This is a genomic window from Nonomuraea sp. B19D2, from assembly GCF_040137845.1.
Lineage (GTDB): Bacteria > Actinomycetota > Actinomycetes > Streptosporangiales > Streptosporangiaceae > Nonomuraea.
In genome coordinates, this window is sequence record NZ_JBEFAK010000042.1 from 14804 (window position 1) to 37781 (window position 22978).

The window sequence follows — 22978 nt, forward strand, 5'->3', positions numbered from 1 at the left end:
GTCCTGGGGAGGCGGTGCTGGTGTGTGGGGAACTGCTTGAAAACGCTGTCGAATGCGTGTTCCATTGGTCGGTGTGGGTTGGGACGCGCTTGCGCTTGTCGAGGACGCCGCCGACGAGCGTCCGCTGATCGAGCGGCGTGCGGTGGTGCGCGGCGGTTTCTACGAGATGCAGGCCCGCACGGTGATCGAGCGGGTGCCGCAGTCCGCGGGCATCGCCCAGCAGTGGGCCCTGTCCCCCTATCGTGGCTGCGCCCATGCCTGCCGCGGTTGCGGCGCCCGGGCGGGGCATCGGCGGCTGGGGCTGGATGCGGGGCGTGATTTCGACACGCGGATCGTGGTCAAGCCGAACGTGGTGGCCCGGTTGCGGGCGGAGCTGGCGCGCTGGGACGGTCAGGAGCTGGCGGTGGGGCTCAGCGGTGACTGTTATCAGGCGGCCGAGGAGACCTATCGGCTGATGCCGGGGGTGATCGGGGCGCTGGCGGAGGCGGCGGTGCCGTTCACTGTTTACACCAAGAGCGCGCTGGTGCTGCGGGATGCGAAGTTGCTGGCGCGGGCGGGTGCGCGGGTGGCGGTGTCGATCGCGTTCGTGGACGAGCGGATCCGGCGGGCGGTGGAGCCGGGTGCGCCGGGTGCTCAGGCGCGGCTGGAGCTGGTGTCGGCGCTGGTGGAGGCGGGGGTGGACTGCCGGGTGCTGATGGCTCCGGTGCTGCCGCTGCTCAGTGACGCGGCCGATCAGCTGGCGGCGACGGTGCGGCGCATCGCGGCGGCGGGTGCGCTGGGGGTGGAGCCGGTGGTGCTGCGGCTGCCGCCGGGGACGCGTTCGTGGTATTCGGAGTGGCTGGCGCAGGCGCATCCGCAGCTGGTGGCGCGGTATGAGGAGCTGTATGACCGCTCGGGGTTGCCGTCGCCGGATTACGAGGGGCGCATCACGGGGCAGATCGCGCAGTTGTGTCAGGTGTACGGGATGCGGTGCGGTGCGCCTGCGGCTGAGCGGCGTGAGCCGCGTGCGGCGCAGCTCGCGCTTGTGTGAGGCACTGACGCGTGGGGCTGGTAGCGTTGACGATCTCAGATCCGCAACCTCCCCTCGGTCGCTGGGGCGGCGCAAGGTCTCCGCTCTCGCGTTGGAGGGTCTTGCCATGGGTGGAATCAAGCGGGTCACGAGTGCGTCGCTGCCCCCTGTGCACTTGCTGACCGCTGTCAGCGCCAGGAAGGACGCGGGCAGCAGCCCTACGGGGATCGTCGGGCGGAGTCTGGCGCGCCAGATGCTGGATGCCGGGGATCGGGTGCGTGTTCTCGCCGAACCCGGCCAAGCGGGCGGCTGGCCTGACGGGGTCGAGATCGTCGAGGGGTCCATCACCCGGCCGCTGGAGCACGCCGGGGTCTTCGCCGGCGTGAACGGCGTCTTTCTTGCCGGAGCCGTGCCGGCGACGGTGGGAGATGCGCTGGTGGCCGCCCAGGATGCCGGGGTGCGGCGAATCGTCGTGCTGTCCTCACACGGGCCGGAGTACGAGGAGGCATTCCCGCCGGAGACGTGGTTCTGGCTGGCCATCGAGCGGGCCGTCGAACGCTCGGGCATGGAGTGGACGCACATCCGCCCGTCAGCGGTGATGGGGGCGATGGTCGAAGGCACCTATCCGGCCACGGGGTCGGACTGGCCGGACACGATCCGGACTGAGCGCATCGTGCGTGAAGCCTTCATGGAGGGCGGCCACTATCCCTGCATCCACGAAGACGACCTGGCCGCCGTCGCGGTGGCGGCGCTGCGTACCGACGGCCATGTCGGCGCCATTGTCGAAGCGGTCGGACTGCCGATCAGCACGAGGTCACGGGTGGCGAGCATCGCCGAAGCCATCGGCCACGACATCACCGCCGTCGAGGTGGCGCCCGGCGACAGCCGTGCGAACTGGCGGCGTGGCGGGTGGCCCGACGGCGGCATCGACGTGACGCTGTACGCCCTGCAGGAGTACGGCGCACGGCTCGCCGAGCTCACTCAGTGGACGCTCGACCAGCGGCCGTCCGTGCGTGAGATCATCGGCCGTCCGCTGCGCGGGTTCGACGACTGGGCGGTCGAGAACGCCCACCTGTTCCGCTGAGCCTTCGCCCGGCCGCGTCGGTTGGAGCCGGTTCGGCCTGGTCGGTGTGGACGCCTGCCGCGCCGCCTGGAACGCCGGTCATTTCGCGCGGGCGGCCGTGAGCAGGTAGAAGGGGAATGGCCGCCGGCGCCTGAGCGATGATCTCCGCGCGGGACGCGCCATTGATTCCTGTCAGCGCCACATAGCGCGGAGGGTCCGTTGCCGAACTTCTCCCGGCCCGCCGCACTCCAACCAGACATGAGGAAATCGCTCGTCGCGGTGCTGGCCGGCACGGCGCTACTGATCACCGGCACGCCCGCGCTCGCCCAGACGACCACTGGCAGGCCCACGTTGGGGCCGTACGGTTACGGCACGATCAAGCTCGGTATGAGCGCGAAGAAGGCCAAGGCGACCGGGAAGATCGTGCTCAAGCGGGCCGCCGGGACGGGGTCGTGCTCCGGGTGGGACTTCACGGCGCACCCCACCGAGAAGAACAGCGTGGGTCTGTACATCTCCAAGAAGGTCGGCGTAGCCGTGATCTTCGCGCCCAAGGGCGTCAAGACGCCCTTGGGCATCGGCATCGGCTCCACGATGAAGCAGGTCAGGAAAGCCTACCCGCGGCTGAAGATGTCGCCGGGCGGCATCCCGTATGTCTCCGTTCCCGGCAATTCCGCGGCCTTCTACTCCTTCTTCCCGGAAACCGGCGGCAAGCTGAGCGGGTTGGCCATCAACATCGACTACCAGGACTGCGTCAGCTGACCGCAGCCGGCGCGGTGGCGAGCGTGCCGGCTTGCCGGGGTCGCAGGTCCAGTCGGCACAGCCCGTCTTGCTGGCCTTGTCACGGTTGAACGTGGGCACGCCGGCACGGGCCACATGCTCGGTTACGGCGGTGGGCCGCGCGCACAACGGCTTGGGTGAGATGAGGTGGGTGCCCGGCGGCCACTGATGGTGGCGTCTACGGCCGGTGGGGTTCGGCGAACAGCTGCGCGACGAGCTCACCGCGGCTGGAGATCCCCGCCTTGCCGAAGACGGCCTTGAGGTGATCGCGAACGGTGTGGGGAGAGATGAACAGGGCCGTGGCGATCTCGGCGGTGGACAGGCCCCGTGCCACGAGCTGAGCGACCTCGAACTCCCGGGGCGTCAGCCCGTATGCCTGAGCGACGATGACCGCCAGGTCGGCGGGGGCGCGGGCTCGATGACGAGCGCTGTCGGACCTGGCCGTCCGCCGGGACCGCTCAGGCATGAGGCGCGGCAGGTCAGCCACTGCTTGTCGAGGGTTAGGATGCGGATCCTGGCGCTGCCTCGATCGTGGCCTTGGGCGATGGCCCGTGCCTGCAGAGTCGTGCCGATCAGCCAGATGGGCAGCCTCAGCCCGAGCGCCGTGGGCATGGATGGCCCGTCCGGCAGCAGCGCGAGATAGCGCCGAGCCTCCTCGTTGATCGACCCTCACGGCCGAGTTGCTGGCGGCGGGGTCGGAGGAGCCCGTACGGCGGTTGCGGCGGCAACTGGCCGCCGTCGACGACCCGCGGATCGGGCGGCGGGTGCTGCAGGAGACGGCCCACACCGTCGGCCCGTACGTCTGGCGGCTGCTGCCCGAGCCCGACCGCGAACGGCTGCGCAGGCACTTCCGGCTGGCCACCAGCGTGGCTTCGCCCATGGTGCCGGTGAACGCCGCAGCCCTGCTGCGGCTGTTCGAGTCTGGGCAGCTCACCATGGTGGCAGGCGTACGCAAGATCGAGGCTGTGGAGGGAGTGTTCCGGGTTCGGGGCGAGGGTGGCGACCTGAACGCCGACGTCGTCGTCAACGCCGTGAACCCGCCGCCCCAGGCGGTGCCCCGCGCGGCCGAGCCGCTGGTCACGTCCCTGCTCGCCGATGGGCTGGCCGCGCTGCATCCGTCGGGAGGGCTGGTCGCCGCCGGCCCGCGCCTGCACGTGGTGGGCGACATGGCCGGCGGCGGTCCGTTCATCACCTCGGGCATCCCCGGAGTCGCCGCGGCGGGCGCCCGTACCGTCCGCGGACTGCTGGCCACACATACCGGCTGATCAGTCGCGGGCGGGGCCGGCCGGCGACGTCCAGCCGTACCTCGCCGTATGGCTGGACGTGCTGCCAGAACAGCGGAGTCAGCCCACGTCGGTCGGCGGGCTTGAGTCGAGGTGGTCGGGCATGGGCACGGCCAGGCGTTCGGGCCGGGGCTTGCGCGCTGGGGGTGCCTGTCCACCAGCGCCGCCCGCTTCGGCGCCGAGGACCTCGTGGAGCCAGGCGCGTTCGGCGCGGCTGGTGGCTCGGGCGATCCGCAGCATGCCGCGCCGGTAAGGGTCGGCGATCTCCTGGGCGCGCAGAGGGCGCTCTCCCTGGTAGAAGAAGCTCGCCGGCTCCTCCAGGAACTCCAGGCGCCGGCGCAGCACGGCGTGCTGGTCGGCGAGGTCGGGGAGCAGGGACAGGAAGGCCAGGATCGTGAAGAAGCGGCCGGCGTCGGTGATCTCGTGGTCCGCGGGCTTGCGCAGGCGCTGGAGCAGCTCGGCGCGTCCGGCGTCGGTCAGGCTCAGGACGTGGCGCTGGACGGCGGCGGATCCTGGTTCGACGCGGCGGTCGAGCAGGCCGCGTTTGAGCATGCGATTGATGGCCGGGTACAGGCTGCCGTCGCTGACCGGCCGGGTGTAGCCGGACAGCTGGGCAACACGGCGGCGCAGCTCGTAGCCGTGTAGCGGGCCATCGGCGAGGAAGCCGAGTATCGCAACTTCGAGCACACCACCACGCTGCCACATCGGATCGAGTTGTGTCGGGGGTCAGAGAGGTTTGGAACAGCATCCGGCGTTAGCGCGGTTCCGCTGGTCAGCGACCCCGTCTCGCTCGCTCGTCCGAACGTGGTCAGCGCCGGATTCCGCTCCATCGCACCGCGGGTGCGCAGAAAGCGCTGCTGGCGTTGGATATGCGGTGGCGGCGAGGATGGTGCAGAGGCCGCCCGGTACGCAGCCAGGCTGGATCGACGCGTGCCGCCCGCTGGCGGCGCGTAGCGAGCGAGGGACACGACCGCGGTGTGGCCGGAGTAGGTGAGCAGGTTCAGCTGAACAGGCTGACAATCAGGTCCATGCTGGGTGCGACCGGTGTGAGGCGGTGCCGCGGCGGTTCGATTCCCATGAGGTTGCGGAGGAGGAAGTCCCACTTACGCCGGTTGACGTGGTGTTCGTAACCGATGAAGAAGTGCTCGGCGCCGGGGACTATGACGAGTTCGACGTCCTTGTCGGCGGCGATGAGCCGTTCGGCCAGCCGCAGCGAGTGGTGGACGTGGACGATGTCGTCCACGCCGCCGTGGATCAGCAGGAGCTTGCCGTCGAGCCGGTCGGCCAGCTCCACGTTCGATGAACGGACCCAGGCGGCCGGGTCCAGGCCGTCGTAGGCCTCGGCGAACTGCAGGTGGAACAGGCGGGTGTCGTGGTTGCCCGACTCGGCGACGCCGACCTTGTACACGTCGGGGAAGGCCAGCATGGCCCGGACGGCGGCGAATCCGCCCCCGGAATGGCCGGTCACTCCTACCCGGTCGAGGTCCATCCAGGAACGGGTGGCGGCCAGTTGCCGGAGGGCGGCGACGTGATCGGCGATGCCGCCCGCGGCGGCCTGGTTGCCGTAGGAGGCGTCATGGAAGGCCTTGTCCCGGCCGGGGGTTCCCCGCCCGTCGACGGCGACCACGACGAAGCCGAGCGCGGCCAGCACCTCGGCCTCCTGGCCGAGGATTCCCGGGTGGAAGGCGGGCGACACGCGGCTGGTTTGCGGGCCGGGGTAGACGTGGTCGATGACCGGGTATCGGCGGCCAGGGTCGAAGTCGTGCGGCCGGTAGATGACCCCGTAGACGTCGGTGACGCCGTCAGCGGCGGTGGCCCGGAACCGTTCCGGAGGGGTCCAGCCGGTCGCGCGTAGCGGGGTGATGTCAGTCCGTTCCAGTTCGACCAGCACCCGGCCGTCCCATCCGCGCACGGTGGTCACCGGAGGCAGCTCGACCGTGGAGGCCGAGTCGATGAAGCAGTCCTTGCCAGGGGCGACGGTGACCAGGTGGTGGAGGCTGTCGTCGGTGATGCGGGCGAAGCCAGTGCCGTCAAGGTTGATCCGGCACACGGAATGGCGGTAGGGGTCATCGGCGACCAGGCCGGAGGCGGCGAAGTAGACCACGCCCGCCACCTCGTCGATGTGCAGGATGCGCTGCACCGCCCAGGCACCCGAGGTGACCTGCCGGATCGGTGTGCCGGTGCGCGCGTCGTACAGGTAGAGGTGGCCCCAGCCGTCGCGCTGGGAATACCACAGCACCTGTGATCCGCCGGACAGGACACCGATGATCGGCGCCGCCCCCGCCTGGTTCGGTTCGACGCGGGTCGGGCCGCTCTCGCTCAGCACCCCGCGCACCTGTCCGGTCGCGGGGTCGAGCCGGTTCAGGTGCAGGGAACGCTGATCGCGGGGCTGGCTCAGGTAGTACACGGCCGAGCCGTCTTCGGCCCACCAGGCCCACCCGGAGGCGATCGGCGACTGCAGCGGCATGGGTTCCGGGGCGGTGCGGGCCTTGACGACGCGGCCGGTCGCCGCCTCGATGACCACGAACTCCCCCTGCGACATGTGGGTATCGCCGGGGTAGGCGTAGCGCTGGGTGATCGGCCGCGGGACGCCGCCGTCGGCCGGTAGCGCCTCCATGATCTGGGTACGGCGGACCGCACGCTGGTCGGTGCGGTGCGTCAGCACGCGCGTCGAGTCGGGTGACCAGGCCAGGGCGGGCGGCAGGTGGCTGCGCAACCCTAGCTTGTTCGGCAGCACCGACGGGGCGAACGGCGTGGCGCCGTACTCGTCATCCTCCCGGCCGTCGCTCGTCAGGGGCCACTCACGGCCGTCGGCCACCGAGCGCGCCCACAGGTCGTGACCGCGAAGGAACGCCACCAGCTTGCCGTCCGGCGAGGGCACTTCGAGGAAACCGGGGCCGTGGGCGGTGGCCGGGGCCGCGGGCGTACAGGTGTAGGTGTCCAGGCGGCAGCTCCAGAAGGCGCCGAAGGCGGAGAATTCGACCGCGTCCTGGCTCAGCGCGATGGCGGAGAACGGCAGCGCGTCCGGGTTCACCTCCTGCCCGGTGGCGGTCGCCAGCGCGACTGCCAGGCGGTCATGGTCGAAGGCGGGCTCGCGGGATCCGGCGGCTGGATCGACGAGAATGAAGCGCTGGCCTTCGCGGGTGTCCACGGTGTACCAGAAGCGGGCGCCGTCCCACTGTGGGTTGATCTTGTCGCCGCGTACCAGTGCCGCTCGGTTGTGCCGGAGTAGGCGCTCGGCCGCTTGGTACCGGGTTGCGTCCATTGTGATCACTCCATGCCATGAGAACCGTCTTAAACGAATCGTTTCGTTTTGCAGGATGGCATCGGATGTTGAGACGTGTCAAAACGAATCGTTTCGTTTAGGGTATGGGCATGACGAGAGCCCCGAACCCAGACCGTCGCCGGGACGCAAGCCGCAAAGCGACCCTAGCCGCGGCCCTTGAGCTGTGCGTAGAGCGGGGATACGCCGGGGTGACCGTCGACGCCATCGCCACCCGCGCAGGCGTCAGCAAGGCCACCATCTACCGGTGGTGGCCCGCCAAAAGCGCGATTGTCCTGGAGGCGGTTGATGAGGCCGCTCCCATCCCAGAGACGTTCCCCGACACCGGCGACCTGGCCGCCGACCTGCACGCCTGGCTCAGCGGCATTCTCGGCGTCTTCCACGACCCACGTCTCGGCCCGGCCTTCACCGGCGTGCTCGCCGAAAGCCAGCTGGATGCGAACCTCGCCCACCAGCTACGCGAACGGCTGATCAACCACCGAGTCGCTCAGCTCGAGGAACGCATGACCAAGGCGCGAAAGAACAGCGAGCTCGCCCCCGACGCAGATCTCGAAGTGGCGCTGGACATCCTGCACTCACCCATCTACCGAAGGCAGGTGCTGCACTACCCGCTGCCCGATGACGCCTACCTGACCAGGCTCATCGCGCTCGTCATGCGGGCCATCGGGCCCACTCGCGCCGACTGACCCACACCAGGCCACAGCTCTGGACGGTCGCTGATCATTCCAAAGCTTCGATCCAGAGCACCAGCTTCTCGACGCTCAACATGCTTCGCAGAAATGAGGGAGAAGTCCCTCGAAGGCCAGGCCTCGGCGCGTGAGCGTGGCTGCCACGGCGGCCGGCCCAAGGTGCTCGACGATGACATGATCGCCTACGCGCGGAGCCTGCGCGCGCGAGGCGTGCCGGTGCCGGAGATCGCGGGCAAGCTGATCATTCCTATCGGCAAGAACAAGGGCCACCACCCCTCGATCGCCAGCGTCTACCGGATCCTGGGCGAGGACGGGTCCGGGTGACGGGACTCGACTGGGGAAGCCGTTGCGGGGCTCGCCGTCATTCTTCGTCGGATGAAGGGCGGGCACATCCGCGAGCGCGCCCTGAAGGTGCAGACGGGCGGTGGCGGCTGCTGCCGTCCCCGCCCTGTTCAGGGCAACCGTTTCAGAGGCTCGGTTTCAGAGGCGGCGGTCCAGGAGCATGCCGGGCCACTCCCCCACGGTGAAGGGCGCGCTGCGGGTGAAGCCGCAGCTTTCGTAGAAGGAGACCAGCCGGCCGTCGTCGCCCGCGTAGCAGTCGACCCGCAGCAGGGCGACGCCGCGCCGGCCGGCTTCGTCGAAGGCCCAGTCCAGCAGGGTGCGGCCGACGCCGTGGCCGGCGTAGCGGCGGTCGGTGACCAGTGCCTGGACGTACAGTTCGGGTTCGGCGGCGGGGGCGACGTAGTCGTGGGCGGCGCCGACGACGATGCAGCCGGCGGGATGGCCGCCGAGTTCGGCGATGCGCATGCCGCCGAGCTCGAGCCAGTCGGTGACCTGGCGGGTGCGCCGTTCGTTGCCGGTGAAGGGGCTGCTGCCCCACTGGCCGGTGCGTCCCTGGGCGGTGAGCCAGGCGACGGCGCTGTCGAACATGCCCAAGACGACGGGGACGTCGCCGTCGCGGCCCTGGCGGATGTGCGTCATGCCTTGCTGTTCTTCAGGGCGCTGCCCTTCTTCCACTGGGCGAACGACATCTGCCAGAAGCCCCAGCCGTTGTTCCACTCCAGCTCGCGGTTGGTGCCGGTGATGTCGACGACGTCGCCGCGCTGGAAGTTGTCGTGGAACCATCTGGCCTGGTCGGGGCGGGAGTTGATGCAGCCGTGGCTGACGTTGCGCACGCCTTGGGCCCAGACGTTGTCCTTGGCGTGGACGTATTCGCCGGAGTTGGAGATGCGGACGGCGTGGTTGATCATGACGTCGTAGTAGCCGGGGTCGCCCTTCTTGCGGCCGGGCGAGATCATGCGGACGGGGTTGCCGCGTTCCATGGTCAGGTGCACGCCGGACGTCGTGGTGTATTCGCGGGTGGTGGCCATTCCCGCACTAATGCGCATCGTTTGTACGCGTTTGCCGTCTTTGTAGACGTACATCATGTGCTTCTTGACGTCGACCTTGCTGATCTGTTTGGCGCCGATCTTGAGCGTGGCCGAGTAGTCCTTGACCCCGTACAGGCCCTTGCCGCCCTTGATGCCGGTGATGCGGGCGTTGAACTTCACCTTCTGGTGGGCGGGCCAGTACTTGGCGGTGCGGTAGATGGCGACGGTGTCGTTGATCCAGCGCCAGGCGCCCGCGACCGGCTTTTCGGCCTCGACCTCCAGGGCCCGCTCGATGGTGGCCTTGCTGGTGACGGGCTGGTTGAAGGTGACGATGATGGGGGCGCCGACGCCGACCGTCTCGCCCTTGGCGTTGGGGGTCACGTCGGCGATCCGCAGCGCGCGTTCGGGCTTGACGGTCGTGAACGTGCTGGTGGCGGTGGTGGCGCCGGCCTTGGCCGAGACGGTGTAGCCGGTGGAGGGCTTCAGCGCCGTCTTGGAGACCCACTTGGTCTTGTCGGTGTTGAAGGCGCCTTCGATCTCCTCGCCGTCGGCCTCGACGGTGACGCTCTCCAGGGCGCCGCCGTCGGAGGTGACGACGACCTTCTTCTCCGGGCTGACCTTGGAAGTGCCCTCCGCGGGGCTGATCTTGACGGTCGGCGCCTGGGGGGTGGCGCTCGTGGTGGCCTCGGGCGCACCGCCTGATCCCCCGTCGGCGGCGGTGCCGCCGCCGCCCGATGAGCACGAAGCCGTCAGCGTGGCCGCCGTGAGCAGCGCGACTGCGGTGGCGGGCTTCCTCCAAGCGGGCGTAACGTTCAACACTGTCCTTTCCCCCCACGGCACCAAACGCACCCCAAAAACCTTAATGCTCCTGCATGTAAGACGAGAAACCATTTGGGGAAGTTCGGTCACATTTCAATTACTTGTGACCGAATAAGGTTCTGGTCAGAGGCGGTGGGTCAGGCCGGTGTGCCGCCGCCCGGCCCCCTTGGTGCGTACGGCCTGCGCCAGAGCGCGGCGCGAGCCGACGATGACGACGAGCTTCTTGGCCCGCGTGATGGCGGTGTAGAGGAGGTTGCGCTGCAGCATCATCCAGGCGCTGGTGGCCAGCGGGACCACCACGGCGGGGTACTCGCTGCCCTGGGAGCGGTGAATGGAGACCGCGTAGGCGTGGGCGAGCTCGTCGAGCTCGTCGAAGGCGTAGTCGACGGCCTCGTCCTCGTCGGTGACGACGGTCAGCTTGTGCTCGTCTGGCCGGATGTCGGTGACGATGCCGACGGTGCCGTTGAACACCCCCGCGGCGCCCTTGTCGTAGTTGTTGCGCAGCTGGGTGACCTTGTCGCCGACGCGGAAGACGCGGCCCCCGTACCGGCGCTCCGGCATGCCCTCACGGGCCGGGGTGAGGGCCTCCTGCAGGGCGATGTTGAGGGCGCCGGCGCCGGCGGCGCCGCGGTGCATGGGCGCCAGGACCTGCACGTCGCGGCGCGGGTCGAGGCGGAAGCGGCGCGGGATGCGGCGGGCGACGACGTCGACGGTCATGGCGGCGATCTCCTCCGGCTCCTCGCACGGGAACAGGAAGAAATCCGTCATGCCCTGCAGGATCGGATGGTGGCCGGTGTTGACGCGGTGGGCGTTGACGACGACGCCGGACTCCTGGGCCTGGCGGAAGATCTGCGTCAGCCGCACGCGCGGGATGTCGTCGGCGGCCAGCAGGTCCTTGAGCACCTCCCCCGCCCCGACCGAGGGAAGCTGGTCGACGTCGCCGACGAACAGCAGGTGCGCGCCCGGGGCGACGGCCTTGACGAGCTTGTTGGCCAGCAGCAGGTCGAGCATGGAGGCCTCGTCGACGACGACGAGGTCGGCCTCCAGGGGGTTGTCGCGGTCGAAGGTGGCCTCGCCGCCGGGCCGCAGCTGCAGCAGCCGGTGGACGGTGGTCGCCTCGTGGCCGGTCAGCTCGGCCAGCCGCTTGGCGGCACGACCGGTGGGAGCGGCCAGGATGACCTTGGCGCGTTTGGCGCGGGCCAGCAGCACGATGGAGCGCACGGTGAAGCTCTTGCCGCAGCCCGGGCCGCCGGTCAGCACGGCGACCTTCTCCGTCAGCGCCAGGCGGACGGCCTGGCGCTGCTCGGCGGCCAGCTCGGCGCCGGTCTGGCCGTGCAGCCAGCTCTCGGCCCGCTCCCAGTCGACGTCGGCGAACGCCTTGAGCCGGTCGTGGCCGCAGCGCAGCAGCGACAGCAGGCCGGAGGCGAGCGAGACCTCGGCGCGGTGGAAGGGCGGCAGGTAGACGGCCGGCACGACGTTCTCACCCGCCGGGATGGGCTCGCGCACGACGCCTTCGCTCGCGACGAGCTCTTCCAGGCAGGCGGCGACCAGGTCGGCCGGCACATCGAGGATCTTGACGGCGTCGGCGACGAGGTTGGGGGCGGGCAGGTAGCAGTGGCCGTCGTCGGCGGCCTGCGACAGGGTGTAGCGCAGGCCCGCCTTGACGCGTTCGGGGCTGTCGTGGGGGATGCCGACCGCCTGGGCGATGGTGTCGGCGGTCTTGAACCCGATCCCCCACACGTCGTCGGCCAGCTGGTACGGCCGGCTCTTCACGACGGAGACCGACGATTCGCCGTACTGCTTGAAGATGCGCACCGCGATCGAGGTGGACACGCCGACACCCTGCAGGAAGATCATCACCTCTTTGATGATCTTCTGTTCCTCCCAGGCGGCGGCGATCATCTTCGTCCGCTTGGGGCCCAGGCCCGGCACCTCGGCCAGCCGCTGCGGCTCCTGCTCGATGACCTCGAGCGTGTCGGTGCCGAAGTGGTCGACGATCCGCTCGGCCATCTTGGGGCCGATGCCCTTGATCAGGCCGGAGCCCAGGTAACGGCGGATGCCCTGCACGGTGGCCGGCAGCACCGTGCTGTAGGACCACACCTCGAACTGCCGGCCGTAACGGGGGTGGGAGCTCCAGCGGCCGTGCAGCCGCAGCGACTCGCCGACCTGCGCGCCCAGCAGCGGGCCGACCACGGTGAGCAGGTCGGAGCCGGAACGCTCGGTGGCCACGCGGGCGATGGTGTAACCGGTCTCCTCGTTGGCGTAGGTGATGCGCTCAAGTACTGCGCTCAAATTAGTAGCGACATTTTCTGCACCCGCGTCCGGGCTCACCTCGGGCCTCCCCACGCCGATGAGACTAGGGCAGATCTACAACACCGCGACACCTTCCGTGAGCCGCTGAGCCAGCGATCTATCATGAACAAGTGACCACTTCTCCCCTGTCCGAACTCAACTCGCCTCATATAGCGCGAGCAAAAGCGCTAGCGTCAGCTGGTCAGCTCCTGGCCCGCGCTCGCGCCGAACGCGACGCTCTCTCCCCCGCCGAGGCGGCCAGGCTCGCCCACCGGCCGGGACGCATGTCCTTGACGGACCTGGAGGCTTCGATCCGCGCCCAGCGCGAGCGGGCACGGACGATCAGGTCTACCTCCGCCGCCTGAAGCGAGTCCTTTTGCTTGCAAGATTACTTATGGCCCGAATCCCTTGATCAGGATTCGGGCCCATCGTCTTTGCCGTACGGGCTACCAGCCGCCCAGGTGCCGCATGCCGCCGACGTTGCGGACACCGCCGCTCACGCTTGCCGCCCAGCCGCCCGTGTCGCCCGCGGCCCAGCCGCCTTGATCACCGTGTCTCGTCATGGCGGCAAGCCTGGCAGATCAGCGCAACCGCGAGCAATAACTGCCAGCGCGCTGCCCGTGGGCGCCTCAGTTAAGAGCCTGCTGGCGAACGGGTATGGTGAGCCTGCGTGTCACGCGGGAGAAAGGAGAGGGCCGCCCAAAAGGCCGGAGCAATCCCGTGGTCTCACGATTCAGGGGCAGCGAGCGACCATCTTGTGGGAGGAGATGTTGTCGTCCATTGTTTCACCATCACCGTCACCGTTGGGGGGAAAGCCCCAGCGAGACAGGTCATCATACGCCTTGCCGGGGGGCAGGCAGCGCCAGGCGCCCGTGTAGTTGAGGCCCCAATAGACGATGACGGCCTTGTTTGTGTTGTTGAATATCTGAGACGCCCTGTTGCGCATGCCGCCGATGGTCCCGATACCGTCGCTTCTGTTGCAGGTGCTCCAATCGGGGTCACTGGTGGACCATCGGCAGTACGGGCCTTTCCCATAGGCATCCCTGGCGGCGTAGAAATACCCGTCGGCGCTCAGGCCGTGCGATGCGGCCGAGATGCCAGCCTGGGCCGTCGAGGCCGTGAGGACGCCGACGAGGCCGGTGGCGGCCAAGACGATGAGCATGGTTCTGATCCTGGGCATGATGATCCCTTCGCGGGTTGCCGTGGGTCTCCTGGTGGACTTCTCTAGTTCACCTGTGCTCGGCTCCGCCTGTCATCGTGTTCAACTCGGGAGGAAAAGACCGAGGTCCTGGACGTTCTTCATGGGGTGTTGATTCATTTGCGATCTACATCTTGCAGGTACAACCTCGCAGGAGTGTCGCCACAGTGACGCGCCTCAGCGCCTATCCAGTGTGAGCAGGGCTTCACATCACCCCCGTGATGTCGCGCCACTCCTTGGCCTGACGGGGGTCGAGGCCCGCCATCGGTGCCGCGACGACCTGTAAGGCCAGCTGGGCAGCCTGGAGCTCCGCGGCCGCGATGTCCGCGCAAGCGGAAGCCTGCGCAGCGAACGCCGCTCTCCAATCCGGTTTGCTGTCCTTATCCGCGGCCTCTACGAGCTTCTTTGCTTCTGCGAGAAAATCCAGAGCAGCTCTGGCATGCTCCGGGCCGGTCATTTTCCTGGACATTCCGCCTCCTTGGGGGGTGTGAGATTACGCGCCAGCAATAGAGCTTGCAGAATTGGACTCATGATGGCAGTCGTGGCCGCACCGGTTGTACCTGCAGCCAGCGCAGCGTCCACGGCTGCACGGGTCGGACAGGCTGGTCAGCCACTCACGCGGCAGGTACGTCGGGTCCTCAGTTTTCGGCATCATCGGCCCCCCGGGCCTGGTTGGACGGCGTGAAGGGGAAACAACACCAGGGCGGTGATGGTCGACGCGACCAGGACCGCGCCGCCCACCTCGCCCCACACGGTCATGGCGAAAACCATCGCGCTGTACAGCGCGAGAGCGCCGCTGACCGGACGGCCGAACAGGATGACCACGGCGACCGTTACGGCGACGACCACTGGGGCCAGCACCTTCGTACCGTGCGTCGGCTGGCACAGCAACGCGGTCGCCAGCACTGCCGCAAGCCACGACAACATCACAGCCGTCACGCGCAGTGCGGAGTCGGACCACCCGGCAGACGGCGCGGGAACGACGCTCATCACTTGACCTCCTCAACGAGCTGGTACGAGTCGCCGGACTTCCGGACCCGGCCTGCCTTCTCCAACGCCCGCAACGCGGCGGGAACCTCGCCGAGCGGCATGTCGCCAAGCCGCCGCCGCGCCGCAACGCAGACCGCGCCCAGCTCCTTCGGGCCGCTGATCAGCGCGTGCTCGACCACGGCCTCCACGTCCCCTGACGACCACTGCGGCTTGGCCACCGGAGATGCCTTCGCCGGCGTCGCGGCGGCCGGGTCGACGCCACGGCGCACCATGTCGCGGTACTCCTCGTAGAAGCTGAGCGTCATCTCGTCGAGCTGTGCTGCCGCGGGGATGGACGCGATGCCGAACAGGTCACGCGAGATCGACGCCCGCCACTTGCCGCCGGGCCGGGCGTCGATGCCCTTGGTGTAGCCGAGGCCGCGGGTCTTCTGGGTCGTGCCCTCCCAGAACTCCGGCAGCTTCGACGGGTCGGCGGCGAGGCCGACCATGTTGTAGTCGACGCTGGAGCCGGTGCGGAACGCTGCGACGCTGCCGCCGGCGGCCAGGTTCGAGCGGAGCGAGTTGGAGATCGGCTTGCCGCCGAAGTTCTCCAGGCCGAGGTTCTGCAGGAACACGTCGATCGCGCCGCCAGGCTTGCGCCACGTCTTCGCGGCCAACGCCAGCAGCTCCGTCGCGTCCGCGCCGTACACGTCGTCCTTGAGCAGCAGGGACAGCTCTTCGACCACGATGTACATCAGCTTGAGGTCGTGCATGTCCGGGTCGCCCGGCACGAAGTACGGCTTGCCGTGCCGCTCCCGGTTCTGGTCATCGACCCACGGGACGTGCGCGACGAAGTCGGCGCGGCGGCCCATGACGTAGTCGAGCGCCAGCAGTTCCTCCCAACACGCCTGAACGCCCTCACGGCTGATCGCTGTGCGGCCGTTGAACTCCGGCTGCGAGCTGCCGTCCTGGTTGTCCAGCAGCACCGCCACAGCGAGCGGGCACTGATGCACCAGCGCAAGCTTCGTGCCGCCGAACGCCGACTTGCCCAGGCCGGTCGACCCGGCGTTGATGCCCATCTGCGCGCCCGCGTCCGGCGTCCAGAACGACCAGTGCGTGGGCTTGAGGTCGAAGAAGAAGCCGACCTGCGCCGTGCCGGTGTTCGGGTCGATCGCCGCGGCGTATTCCTCGATGTAACGGACCTGACGCAGGTTGTCGCCGCTCTCGACCACCGTGACCCGGGCGCCGGAGTAGTCGCCGCCCGGCGCCGGGCTCAGCTCGACCTGGTCTAGGGGGACGCGGCGTGCCGATGCGATGGTGCCCTTGGCCTTGTCCATCTTGTCGAACTCGGTCTTGCCGGGTACGCCGTTGACGACGGCAGTGAAGCCACCCGGGACGGGCTCCGGAGCGGTGAGACGGGTACCGGCGAACGCCTGGTGGTTCGGGACGACGGTCCCGTCCCACCAACCTTCGACGCCGGACACGCTGCTCTTCGGCAGGGCCTTCGGCCGTGCGGCCCGGCAGCCCGCCAAACGGTACAAGTCGTACCAGTAGGGCACCGACGTGGCCAGGCCAACGACCCACAGCACCAGCGCAATCAGGCCGAACGGGCCGACGAACGTGGCGATCAGCAGCCACAGATACCCCGCGCCCTTCCGCCTCATGCGGGGCTTCTCGCCGCGCCGCCTCGCCTTGACCAGGGTCGTCGATGCGGCCAGGACAACGGCCGGCCCGGTGAGCGTCAGGCCGAGGCCGGTCGCGTCGGCCAGGACGGCAGTGGCCTGGATGGTGGCCAGCCACACCACCGGCCGAGCGAACGCCATGCGTCCGCGCTGCCGGTGCTTGATGCGTCGGATGGCCCGGCGCACCTTCCGCGGTTCGGGCTGCTCTGTCTCGGGTTCGGTCTTCTTCTGGGCGGCGATGGTGGCCATGATGGGCGCTCCCTTCCGGGCGTCAGGGGTGATCGCTCTGCTCCGGGTACCCGCCACGACGACGCCGTGGCGGGAACCCGCAACCTCAGCGGTCACGCGGTGGCGACGGCCGCCGCGTCCTTCGCGATCTGCGCTGCGAGGTTCGCGGCCTGGTTCAACAGGTCCTGCAGGACGGCGGCGTTGCCGATCAGGTTCGAGTGCTGGGCGATGGTGTCGCCCATGGAGGCGACGAGGTTGTTGCTGGTGACGCTGAGCTGCATCAGCTGCTGTGCGATCTCCTCGTGCGCCTGCGAGTAGCTGGTGAGGCCGGTTGCTTCCTGGGCTGCCATGGGGGTTCCTTCCGGTTGAGGCGCCTGCTCAGCGCTCGGGTTGTCGGTTGATGCTTGCCTTTGTGCTTGCGTGTTTGTCTCGGTGGGGGCGGCCCGGGTGAAGTGCAGCTCCTGGCCGCACTCGCACTTGGCCACGGACTTGTCCTGGCCCGGCTGGAGCATGACGGAGTGCTTTGCGCCGCACTTCTCGCACTCGGTGGTCGCGATGATGATCGTGTTCGTGATCAGCTTGCCGCCGTTCGCCACGGGCGGCACCACGTACGTCGGATCGTCGTGCACAACGTCCTTGACGACTTCAGCTTCGACCTCGAGAGTCTTGTACGCGTCGCGGCCTCCCCTGGCGGCTTCGACGAGGATGCGCTGCGCCGCGCCGATGGTCTTGGCCGCGCCGTACACCGCGCCGCCCGCCGTCACCACTGTCACGCCCAGCAGCTCCAGCACGGCCGACACGGCGCGGGCGCGCTTGGTGCCGTGTCCCTGCAGCGCCTTCTGCGCCCGGTCGTACGCGTCGCGGGTCGCTTTGTAGCCGTTGCGGAACTCGGCCGCGGCCTGGGCCCGGCCCGACTTCCACGCGCCGGCGGTGACGGCCTTCGCGGCGGTGCGGGCTTTCGGCCGCCTCCACAGGATGACGCCGGAGATGAGTCCGGCGAGCACCAGGGCGAGGATGACCATCATCATTTCGACCCCTCCACCTGCGACTTGAGCGTGTTGGCGTTGGAGGTGAACTGCGCGGAGACGTAGGCCCACGTCGGCCCGCCCGTCATCACGACGACCGTGATTAGCGCGGGCAGGGCGAACAGGCCATACTGCGACGGCCTACCGATGTCCCAGTCGGAGACGCCGATGATCACCCCGACGCTAACCACGACCAGCGCGAGGAACCCGGGGACGCCGATCCACACCGTCAGACCCCAGTCGGCGCCGAGGCGGACCAGCCAAGCGACGACGCTGATGAGGCCCGCCCCGCCAAGGACCATGAAGATGGCGACGAGGAAGTGGATCTTCCTGAACAGCTTGCTGTGGAGCATGACCACGATGGCCGGGCCTGCGAACATGAGGCACACCACGAGGCCGCCGAGGACCAGGCCAACGGTGAGTTCGACTTTCATGAGGGGCCTGCCTTTCAGGCGAGAACGACTGTGACGAGGTACACGACCGCGCCGACGACAATCACGGCGGTCAGCAGCGTCGGATAGCGGATGATCAGGAGGAGGGTCTGCGCGGTGATGTTCGCCAGGACGACCGGCACCCCGTACAGGCCGTAGAGCACCCGCAGGGCGATCGCGTCGCGGACGAACTGCGGCGGGTCGAACCAGTACTGCCGGACCAGCGTCGCGATCGACGCAGGACGCTGCCCGAACAGGCCGTCGCCCACCACGAGCGCGTCGAGCAGCTGCTCTGCGCGGGGCAGCAGCTCGGCCGTGGCCGTCGACCAGAGCGACACCGCGTTCTCGGGCTCGTCCTGCTCGGCCGGGACGGGCGCGGCGGCGGCCGGTGCCGGGAACGGGCCGACGACCACGTTGTCCCGCTCCGGCTGCTCGTCGCCGTCGTCCTTGGGCAGGCTCAGCTCATACGACACGGCTGGTCCCCCCCTTCCGGGCTTCGAGGTACTTCAGGTGCTTGTCGTTCAGGTCGGCGGCGATGCCGCGCATCTGCTTGGCCAGGTGAAGGGCGTCCGCGTGAGCCTTGGCGGGGTCCCGCCTGGCGAGCTGCGTCAGTTCAGCCGCGACCCAGCACGCGGTCCACCAGAAGCGGCGGACGCCGTTCCGCTCGCGGTTGATCCGGTCGGTGTGGTACGCCTTCCGCTCCTCGGGGCCGGTGCGGTCCTTGGCCACTTGCTACTCCCCCTACTTACGCTCTGTGATCTTTGGTAGGCTGCGCCTCGCGCGCGTGCATGCGCGGGCGCGCGCGCTGCGCAACGCGGGCGCGTGTTGGGCCGTCCGCGAAGCTGCCGGTCAGCGCCGGGCGGTCGCGGATCGTCCCTGCCGCCCGGTCACGGAATGTCACCTTCTTGGGCTTCCTCGAACAGCAGCTCGGCTTCGGCGTCCCAGTCGATCCGGAACTCTTCGGCGCCGGACGGCACGAGCTTCTGCGTCTCGGCCAGGAATGAGCGCAGGTTCGCAGTCGGCACGCGGAACGTCAGCGGCTCGTCCGGGTTCCACGTCAAGGTCCACAGAGTCCACATCGGCTCACCGGACGGCTGGACCTTCAGGTCCTCGCAGACGGCCAGCTCGTCCAGGCCCTTGAGGAGGACGTCGCGGGGCACGTCCAGCGTGACAACGCCGCCGGAGACGTACACCTGCACGAACCACGGGTCAGCCGGGTGGAAGTGCAGCCACGCCATGAGGAAGTTGTCGGCGTTGTCTGCCTGCCACATCGGCAGGACGGTGCTGAGCTTGACGAGGTTCGCCGCGGGTTCCATGTCGCATCCTTCGGGTTGGTTGGGGTGTCGTGCGGGGGCTACTTGATCAGTGACACGGCGGCGGCGACAGCTGCGATAGCCGCTCCCTGCACCAGCAGGTAGATCACGATGAACCGGATGACGTTGGGTCCGGTGGGGCGTCGCGGGGGCGTTCGCATGATGTCCTCCATGGGTGAGGGGTGGCGTGTCATCTGCTGTGTCACGCCGCTGCGTCGGGCGTGTCACGGGTCGTGCCATCAGGCATGTCCCCGGTCGTGTCACGGGGTGTGTCACCGGGCTCCGTGTCACCGGGCATCAACCCGGCGTCCTTGATGTACCGGTACGCCGTGCGGGTGCTGACGCCGTACTCCTCGACTGCCTTGTCACGGAGGTCCGTGACCTCGATGCCGGGGTTGGTCTTGGCAACGTCATGCAGCCACTCGATGCGCCGCGCGAGCTCCTCTTTGCTGGGCTGTGCCGGTGTGCCATGACGCGTGCCGTTCTGCTTGCGTGTCACGGTCTTCGGAGACCGTGACACGGGCGGGCGGGGGCGTGTTACAGGGGCCGGTGCCGGGCCGCCGGGCGTGCCACCAGCCCTGTCGCGAGGTGTGCCACCGCCTGTGCCACCAGGCGTGTCACGAGGGGCAGCACCAGGCGTGTCACCGATGCGAGCAACACTGCTTGCGTGAACGGGAGGCAGCAAGGCGTGGCGGTCACTGAAGCCGCGCAGTTGCGCCATGGCGTCCGCCGCGACACGGTCCCGCTCCTCCTTCGCCGCCTGGTCGTCGGCGAGCTGCTGCCAGAACGGGCGCGGCTCGATCTCGGTCAGCTTCGTGGTGTTGTAGAGTGCCGCGATCTGCGCGAGCATCTGCTGCTGCCTGGCCGGATCCTGCACGAGGCCGGTGTACTCAACGGCGCGGTCCATCGCCTTGTCCAGCTTGGCCAGGGCGGCGCGCTGCTTGCGGTCGGAGGAGCTGGCCTCGCGCAGCGCCCGTGCCTTCTTCGCTGCGAGGGCGACCTTGGTGAGGCGGCGGTGCGTGTCGACCTCGGTCGCGGTGCGGTCGGATGTCTCGGCCAGGCCCGCCTTGACGAGCATCCGCTCAGGGGTGAGCCGCCAGTTGATCCGGGTCCGGCCGGTGAGCTTCTGTCGCTCGATCGTCATGCCGCGCTCCCACAGCCACGCGGCGACGAGCGGCGCTGCCAAGCGGAACACCGCCTCGGCGAAGCTGCGCGAGTCCATCGCCGACAGGACCGCGGACAGGCATGTCAGCGCCCACACGGCCAGGCCGTCGATGCCCGCCTTGTGGGTCACCCGCATGTTCCGGCGCGCCCGCACGGCGGACGTCACCATCGCGACCTCGATGAACGCGAACAGCAAGAGCTGCAGTGGGCCGTCGAAGCCGAGCACGTCGCCGGAGAACCGCCACATGCCTTGCGCGGACACGCCGGTCGCGATGGACGCGGCCACGATGGTCATGGCGTCCTCGGTCGGGCGCGTCGACCACCAGTTGCGGGCCGTCCGGAAGAGAGTGCGACCGCCCAGGAACGCCCCCACCAGGCCCGCCAGCGAGACGGCCGCGATGACTGCCGAGCTGCCCGGATTGATGGTGATGTAGCCGAAGACGTCGGCGGCGTAGTCGAACAGCGTGGAGGGGTTCACGCAGCTTCCTCTTCGTCGTCGATGTTGCTGGCAATATCGCTTGCAATAAGGCGTTCGAGGCGCACCCAGGGAGCGAGGCCAGCCCGAATGCCGTGCGGCTCGTGACCGCGCTCCATGAGGAGGCCGCCCTCCTCGACCTGGGCCGTCACCCAGCACTCGTACATGACCGGGCAGCCGCTGCAGCGCTCGGCGGCGGCCTGCTCGTAGAAGCGACGCTGATTCGCGGCGTTGCGGCCAGGCTCGACCTCGGGGAACCAGTGGTCGGGGTCGACGCCGGGCCTGGTGCACAGGCCCTTCTCGGTGATCCGGTCGGCCAGGGAGTGGCGTCGGGGAAGATCCGTCGTGGGCGACTTAGCGCGTGTCATACTTTTCTCACACAGCCTTTCAGTAGGTCGTGTTCTCCTAATCGGGTTGGTTGGGAGCTGAGCGGCCTCCGGTGCGGGATGGGTACCCGCTGCGTTCCGGGGGCCGCCTTTTTATGCGTCAGTACGCCATGTTATCTAGATAACATGGCGTACTGAGAGCATGATGAATCACGACACGATCACTTGTCAAACGAGCTTGTGGCAACATCTCGTGATCGAGGCACAACACCAGCAGGAGGGAGGGCACGTGACGACGAGGCGCGAAGAGATCGCGAACCACCTTCGCGAGCTCATCACCAACGGCACCTACGCGCCCGGCGACGTGCTCCCCAACCAGAACGCCATGAAAGCCACCTACGACACCACGAGCAACACCATCAGCGCCGCCGTGAAGATCCTCCGCGACGAGGGCCTAGTCTGGCGCGTCGCCAACCGCGGCCTCATCGTCCAAGACCTGCGGCCCCTCTACATCGACCTCAGCATGGCCACCCCGCCCAGCAACGGACTCGGCCCCTGGGAAACCGCCTGCCACAACGCCGGACGCACCGGCAGCATGCAGCTCATCTCCGTCGAGCGGGTCCCGACCGAACCCGACGTCGCCCGAGCCCTGCAACTCAGCGTCGGCGCGACCGTCGTCCGCCGCGACCGGCACGCGCTCCTCGACGGCCGGGCCGTCATGCTCGACACGGCGTACTACCCGCTCGCCCTGGTCGACGGCACCCCCGTGGCCGGCAGCGGCAAGGTCGATGGCGGCATCTTGGCCGCGCTCATCGCCGCGGGCGTGCTCGACCCCGCGACCGCCCGGGTCCGCGAACTCATCGGGGCACGTACCGCGACGAAAGACGAAGCCGACACACTGCGGCTCCGGCCCGGCGTGACGGTCCTGACCGCCGAGCGCGTGACCCGAGATGGGGAAGCCCAGCCGGTGGAGCTGCTGCACCGGGTGGCGAACACGCGACGGATCCGGTTCCAGACCGACGACCTGCCGCTGAGGAGCCGATGATCTCGCCCGACCACTTGGGTTGACCGCCGCAGCGCGAATGGACTCAGTGTCAGCGAGACGCTCCTTCAGGCCAGAACACCCGCACCGGTATGCCATGGTCACGGGCCGCCGCCACAACGTCCGCGGTTCCTCCGTACCCTCGCGCTGGCAGGCCGTCCCACACGGCCCACAGCACGTCGGCGTGGTCGAGCATCAGTTCGGAAGCGGTCTGGTGGGACTCGGAGGTGGACTCAACGAAGTCCAGTTCGTGAATGCGCGCGGCCCGCTGATACAGCTCGTCGTAGGCGGGCCAGTGCTCGGCGGGCAGCCCCTCTCGGTATTTCTCGGCGGGCACGAGGACCTCGAGTTGCCCGCCAGCGTCGAGTATCGCGCGGGCACCCATGGTGTCGGCGCCGTCCGCTATGCACGACAGTCCGATGACGGGCTCGTCGAGCTCGGCCAGGGCAAGGCGAAGCATGCCGTCCACCTGTTGCTCGACCGCGGGCGGTAGACCTCGATGGCCGGAGATTGCGATGCGCAGAGTCATGAGCGGGAATG

General features: G+C 68.8%; 26 protein-coding genes. 8 read left to right on the plus strand and 18 right to left on the minus strand.

Going from position 1 to position 22978, the window contains the following annotated elements:
* Nucleotides 1-52: 52 nt before the first annotated feature.
* The 3 genes from ABN273_RS45880 to ABN273_RS45890 all read left to right on the plus strand — a co-directional run bounded on the left by ABN273_RS45880 (nt 53) and on the right by ABN273_RS45890 (nt 2831).
* A complete protein-coding gene (locus ABN273_RS45880; RefSeq protein ID WP_349455884.1) occupies nt 53-1030 on the plus strand; it encodes a radical SAM protein in 978 nt (325 codons plus the stop codon).
* A gap of 106 nt (nt 1031-1136) precedes the next feature.
* Nucleotides 1137-2093, plus strand: coding sequence for an NAD(P)H-binding protein (locus tag ABN273_RS45885; protein WP_349455885.1), 957 nt, complete (start codon nt 1137-1139; stop codon nt 2091-2093).
* Nucleotides 2094-2330: 237 nt separating this feature from the next.
* On the plus strand, nt 2331-2831 hold the full coding sequence (locus ABN273_RS45890; RefSeq protein WP_349455886.1) for a hypothetical protein: 501 nt from the start codon (nt 2331-2333) through the stop codon (nt 2829-2831).
* 196 nt (nt 2832-3027) lie between these two features.
* Here ABN273_RS45890 and ABN273_RS45895 read toward each other — a convergent pair whose 3' ends face one another.
* The gene (locus ABN273_RS45895) at nt 3028-3315 is read right to left on the minus strand and encodes a response regulator transcription factor (RefSeq protein ID WP_349455887.1); all 288 of its coding nucleotides are present in this window, start codon (nt 3313-3315) and stop codon (nt 3028-3030) included.
* Nucleotides 3316-3565: 250 nt separating this feature from the next.
* Here ABN273_RS45895 and ABN273_RS45900 point away from each other — a divergent pair, with 250 nt between their 5' ends.
* Complete coding sequence (locus ABN273_RS45900; RefSeq protein WP_349455888.1) at nt 3566-4114, plus strand: FAD/NAD(P)-binding protein; 549 nt, start codon at nt 3566-3568, stop codon at nt 4112-4114.
* A gap of 78 nt (nt 4115-4192) precedes the next feature.
* Here the strand turns inward: ABN273_RS45900 and ABN273_RS45905 are convergent, their stop codons facing one another.
* Together ABN273_RS45905 and ABN273_RS45910 are read right to left on the minus strand one after the other, a co-directional pair.
* Complete coding sequence (locus tag ABN273_RS45905; RefSeq protein WP_349455889.1) at nt 4193-4819, minus strand: PadR family transcriptional regulator; 627 nt, start codon at nt 4817-4819, stop codon at nt 4193-4195.
* Nucleotides 4820-5132: 313 nt separating this feature from the next.
* A complete protein-coding gene (locus ABN273_RS45910) occupies nt 5133-7397 on the minus strand; it encodes a S9 family peptidase (protein ID WP_349455890.1) in 2265 nt (754 codons plus the stop codon).
* A gap of 110 nt (nt 7398-7507) precedes the next feature.
* Here ABN273_RS45910 and ABN273_RS45915 point away from each other — a divergent pair, with 110 nt between their 5' ends.
* Nucleotides 7508-8101, plus strand: coding sequence for a TetR/AcrR family transcriptional regulator (locus ABN273_RS45915; protein WP_349455891.1), 594 nt, complete (start codon nt 7508-7510; stop codon nt 8099-8101).
* 93 nt (nt 8102-8194) lie between these two features.
* Nucleotides 8195-8428 (plus strand): hypothetical protein, encoded by a 234-nt coding sequence (locus ABN273_RS45920; protein WP_349455892.1) that lies wholly within the window; start codon nt 8195-8197, stop codon nt 8426-8428.
* 156 nt (nt 8429-8584) lie between these two features.
* On the opposite strand, the gene ABN273_RS45925 is transcribed toward ABN273_RS45920, so the two are convergent.
* The 3 genes from ABN273_RS45925 to recD2 form a co-directional block, all read right to left on the minus strand.
* Nucleotides 8585-9085, minus strand: coding sequence for a GNAT family N-acetyltransferase (locus tag ABN273_RS45925; protein WP_349455893.1), 501 nt, complete (start codon nt 9083-9085; stop codon nt 8585-8587).
* Complete coding sequence (locus ABN273_RS45930; protein WP_502911235.1) at nt 9082-10293, minus strand: L,D-transpeptidase; 1212 nt, start codon at nt 10291-10293, stop codon at nt 9082-9084. Before ABN273_RS45930 ends, ABN273_RS45925 begins: the two co-directional genes overlap by 4 nt.
* 123 nt (nt 10294-10416) lie before the next feature.
* Nucleotides 10417-12585, minus strand: coding sequence for an SF1B family DNA helicase RecD2 (gene recD2, locus ABN273_RS45935; protein WP_349455895.1), 2169 nt, complete (start codon nt 12583-12585; stop codon nt 10417-10419).
* A gap of 131 nt (nt 12586-12716) precedes the next feature.
* Between recD2 and ABN273_RS45940 the strand changes: the two genes are divergently transcribed.
* The gene (locus tag ABN273_RS45940) at nt 12717-12950 is read left to right on the plus strand and encodes a hypothetical protein (protein WP_349455896.1); all 234 of its coding nucleotides are present in this window, start codon (nt 12717-12719) and stop codon (nt 12948-12950) included.
* 368 nt (nt 12951-13318) lie between these two features.
* On the opposite strand, the gene ABN273_RS45945 is transcribed toward ABN273_RS45940, so the two are convergent.
* The 11 genes from ABN273_RS45945 to ABN273_RS45995 form a co-directional block, all read right to left on the minus strand.
* Nucleotides 13319-13747, minus strand: a complete 429-nt coding sequence (locus ABN273_RS45945) for a peptidase inhibitor family I36 protein (RefSeq protein ID WP_349455897.1) — start codon at nt 13745-13747, stop codon at nt 13319-13321.
* 241 nt (nt 13748-13988) lie between these two features.
* The gene (locus tag ABN273_RS45950) at nt 13989-14252 is read right to left on the minus strand and encodes a hypothetical protein (RefSeq protein ID WP_349455898.1); all 264 of its coding nucleotides are present in this window, start codon (nt 14250-14252) and stop codon (nt 13989-13991) included.
* A 182-nt stretch (nt 14253-14434) separates the two neighbouring features.
* Complete coding sequence (locus tag ABN273_RS45955) at nt 14435-14773, minus strand: hypothetical protein (protein WP_349455899.1); 339 nt, start codon at nt 14771-14773, stop codon at nt 14435-14437.
* Complete coding sequence (locus tag ABN273_RS45960; protein WP_349455900.1) at nt 14773-16683, minus strand: hypothetical protein; 1911 nt, start codon at nt 16681-16683, stop codon at nt 14773-14775. The genes ABN273_RS45955 and ABN273_RS45960 overlap by 1 nt, the downstream gene beginning before the upstream one ends.
* A gap of 92 nt (nt 16684-16775) precedes the next feature.
* Nucleotides 16776-17690, minus strand: a complete 915-nt coding sequence (locus ABN273_RS45965) for a hypothetical protein (RefSeq protein ID WP_349455901.1) — start codon at nt 17688-17690, stop codon at nt 16776-16778.
* Complete coding sequence (locus ABN273_RS45970; protein ID WP_349455902.1) at nt 17687-18121, minus strand: hypothetical protein; 435 nt, start codon at nt 18119-18121, stop codon at nt 17687-17689. Before ABN273_RS45970 ends, ABN273_RS45965 begins: the two co-directional genes overlap by 4 nt.
* 14 nt (nt 18122-18135) lie before the next feature.
* Nucleotides 18136-18591 (minus strand): hypothetical protein, encoded by a 456-nt coding sequence (locus tag ABN273_RS45975; RefSeq protein WP_349455903.1) that lies wholly within the window; start codon nt 18589-18591, stop codon nt 18136-18138.
* Entirely contained in the window at nt 18581-18847 is a 267-nt protein-coding gene (locus ABN273_RS45980; protein WP_349455904.1) for a hypothetical protein, read from the minus strand. Before ABN273_RS45980 ends, ABN273_RS45975 begins: the two co-directional genes overlap by 11 nt.
* A 158-nt stretch (nt 18848-19005) precedes the next feature.
* Nucleotides 19006-19434: an SsgA family sporulation/cell division regulator gene (locus ABN273_RS45985; RefSeq protein ID WP_349455905.1), complete on the minus strand. Its 429-nt coding sequence runs from the start codon at nt 19432-19434 to the stop codon at nt 19006-19008.
* Nucleotides 19435-19633: 199 nt separating this feature from the next.
* On the minus strand, nt 19634-21073 hold the full coding sequence (locus tag ABN273_RS45990; protein ID WP_349455906.1) for a hypothetical protein: 1440 nt from the start codon (nt 21071-21073) through the stop codon (nt 19634-19636).
* A complete protein-coding gene (locus ABN273_RS45995; protein ID WP_349455907.1) occupies nt 21070-21438 on the minus strand; it encodes a hypothetical protein in 369 nt (122 codons plus the stop codon). Before ABN273_RS45995 ends, ABN273_RS45990 begins: the two co-directional genes overlap by 4 nt.
* 247 nt (nt 21439-21685) lie before the next feature.
* On the opposite strand from ABN273_RS45995, the gene ABN273_RS46000 reads away from it, so the two are divergent.
* Nucleotides 21686-22441, plus strand: coding sequence for a GntR family transcriptional regulator (locus ABN273_RS46000; protein WP_349455908.1), 756 nt, complete (start codon nt 21686-21688; stop codon nt 22439-22441).
* 49 nt (nt 22442-22490) lie between these two features.
* Here ABN273_RS46000 and ABN273_RS46005 read toward each other — a convergent pair whose 3' ends face one another.
* A complete protein-coding gene (locus ABN273_RS46005) occupies nt 22491-22967 on the minus strand; it encodes a hypothetical protein (protein ID WP_349455909.1) in 477 nt (158 codons plus the stop codon).
* Between the last annotated feature and the right edge of the window lie 11 nt (nt 22968-22978).

Coding starts and splice junctions, on each gene's coding strand:
- ABN273_RS45880 (WP_349455884.1), top strand. CDS start 53: ATGCGTGTTCCATTGGTCGGTGTGGGTTGGGACGCGCTTGCGCTTGTC.
- ABN273_RS45885 (WP_349455885.1), top strand. CDS start 1,137: ATGGGTGGAATCAAGCGGGTCACGAGTGCGTCGCTGCCCCCTGTGCAC.
- ABN273_RS45890 (WP_349455886.1), top strand. CDS start 2,331: ATGAGGAAATCGCTCGTCGCGGTGCTGGCCGGCACGGCGCTACTGATC.
- ABN273_RS45895 (WP_349455887.1), bottom strand. CDS start 3,315: ATGCCTGAGCGGTCCCGGCGGACGGCCAGGTCCGACAGCGCTCGTCAT.
- ABN273_RS45910 (WP_349455890.1), bottom strand. CDS start 7,397: ATGGACGCAACCCGGTACCAAGCGGCCGAGCGCCTACTCCGGCACAAC.
- ABN273_RS45915 (WP_349455891.1), top strand. CDS start 7,508: ATGACGAGAGCCCCGAACCCAGACCGTCGCCGGGACGCAAGCCGCAAA.
- ABN273_RS45920 (WP_349455892.1), top strand. CDS start 8,195: ATGAGGGAGAAGTCCCTCGAAGGCCAGGCCTCGGCGCGTGAGCGTGGC.
- ABN273_RS45925 (WP_349455893.1), bottom strand. CDS start 9,085: ATGACGCACATCCGCCAGGGCCGCGACGGCGACGTCCCCGTCGTCTTG.
- ABN273_RS45945 (WP_349455897.1), bottom strand. CDS start 13,747: ATGCTCATCGTCTTGGCCGCCACCGGCCTCGTCGGCGTCCTCACGGCC.
- ABN273_RS45950 (WP_349455898.1), bottom strand. CDS start 14,252: ATGTCCAGGAAAATGACCGGCCCGGAGCATGCCAGAGCTGCTCTGGAT.
- ABN273_RS45955 (WP_349455899.1), bottom strand. CDS start 14,773: ATGAGCGTCGTTCCCGCGCCGTCTGCCGGGTGGTCCGACTCCGCACTG.
- ABN273_RS45960 (WP_349455900.1), bottom strand. CDS start 16,683: ATGGCCACCATCGCCGCCCAGAAGAAGACCGAACCCGAGACAGAGCAG.
- ABN273_RS45965 (WP_349455901.1), bottom strand. CDS start 17,690: ATGATGATGGTCATCCTCGCCCTGGTGCTCGCCGGACTCATCTCCGGC.
- ABN273_RS45970 (WP_349455902.1), bottom strand. CDS start 18,121: ATGAAAGTCGAACTCACCGTTGGCCTGGTCCTCGGCGGCCTCGTGGTG.
- ABN273_RS45985 (WP_349455905.1), bottom strand. CDS start 19,434: ATGGAACCCGCGGCGAACCTCGTCAAGCTCAGCACCGTCCTGCCGATG.
- ABN273_RS45995 (WP_349455907.1), bottom strand. CDS start 21,438: ATGACACGCGCTAAGTCGCCCACGACGGATCTTCCCCGACGCCACTCC.
- ABN273_RS46005 (WP_349455909.1), bottom strand. CDS start 22,967: ATGACTCTGCGCATCGCAATCTCCGGCCATCGAGGTCTACCGCCCGCG.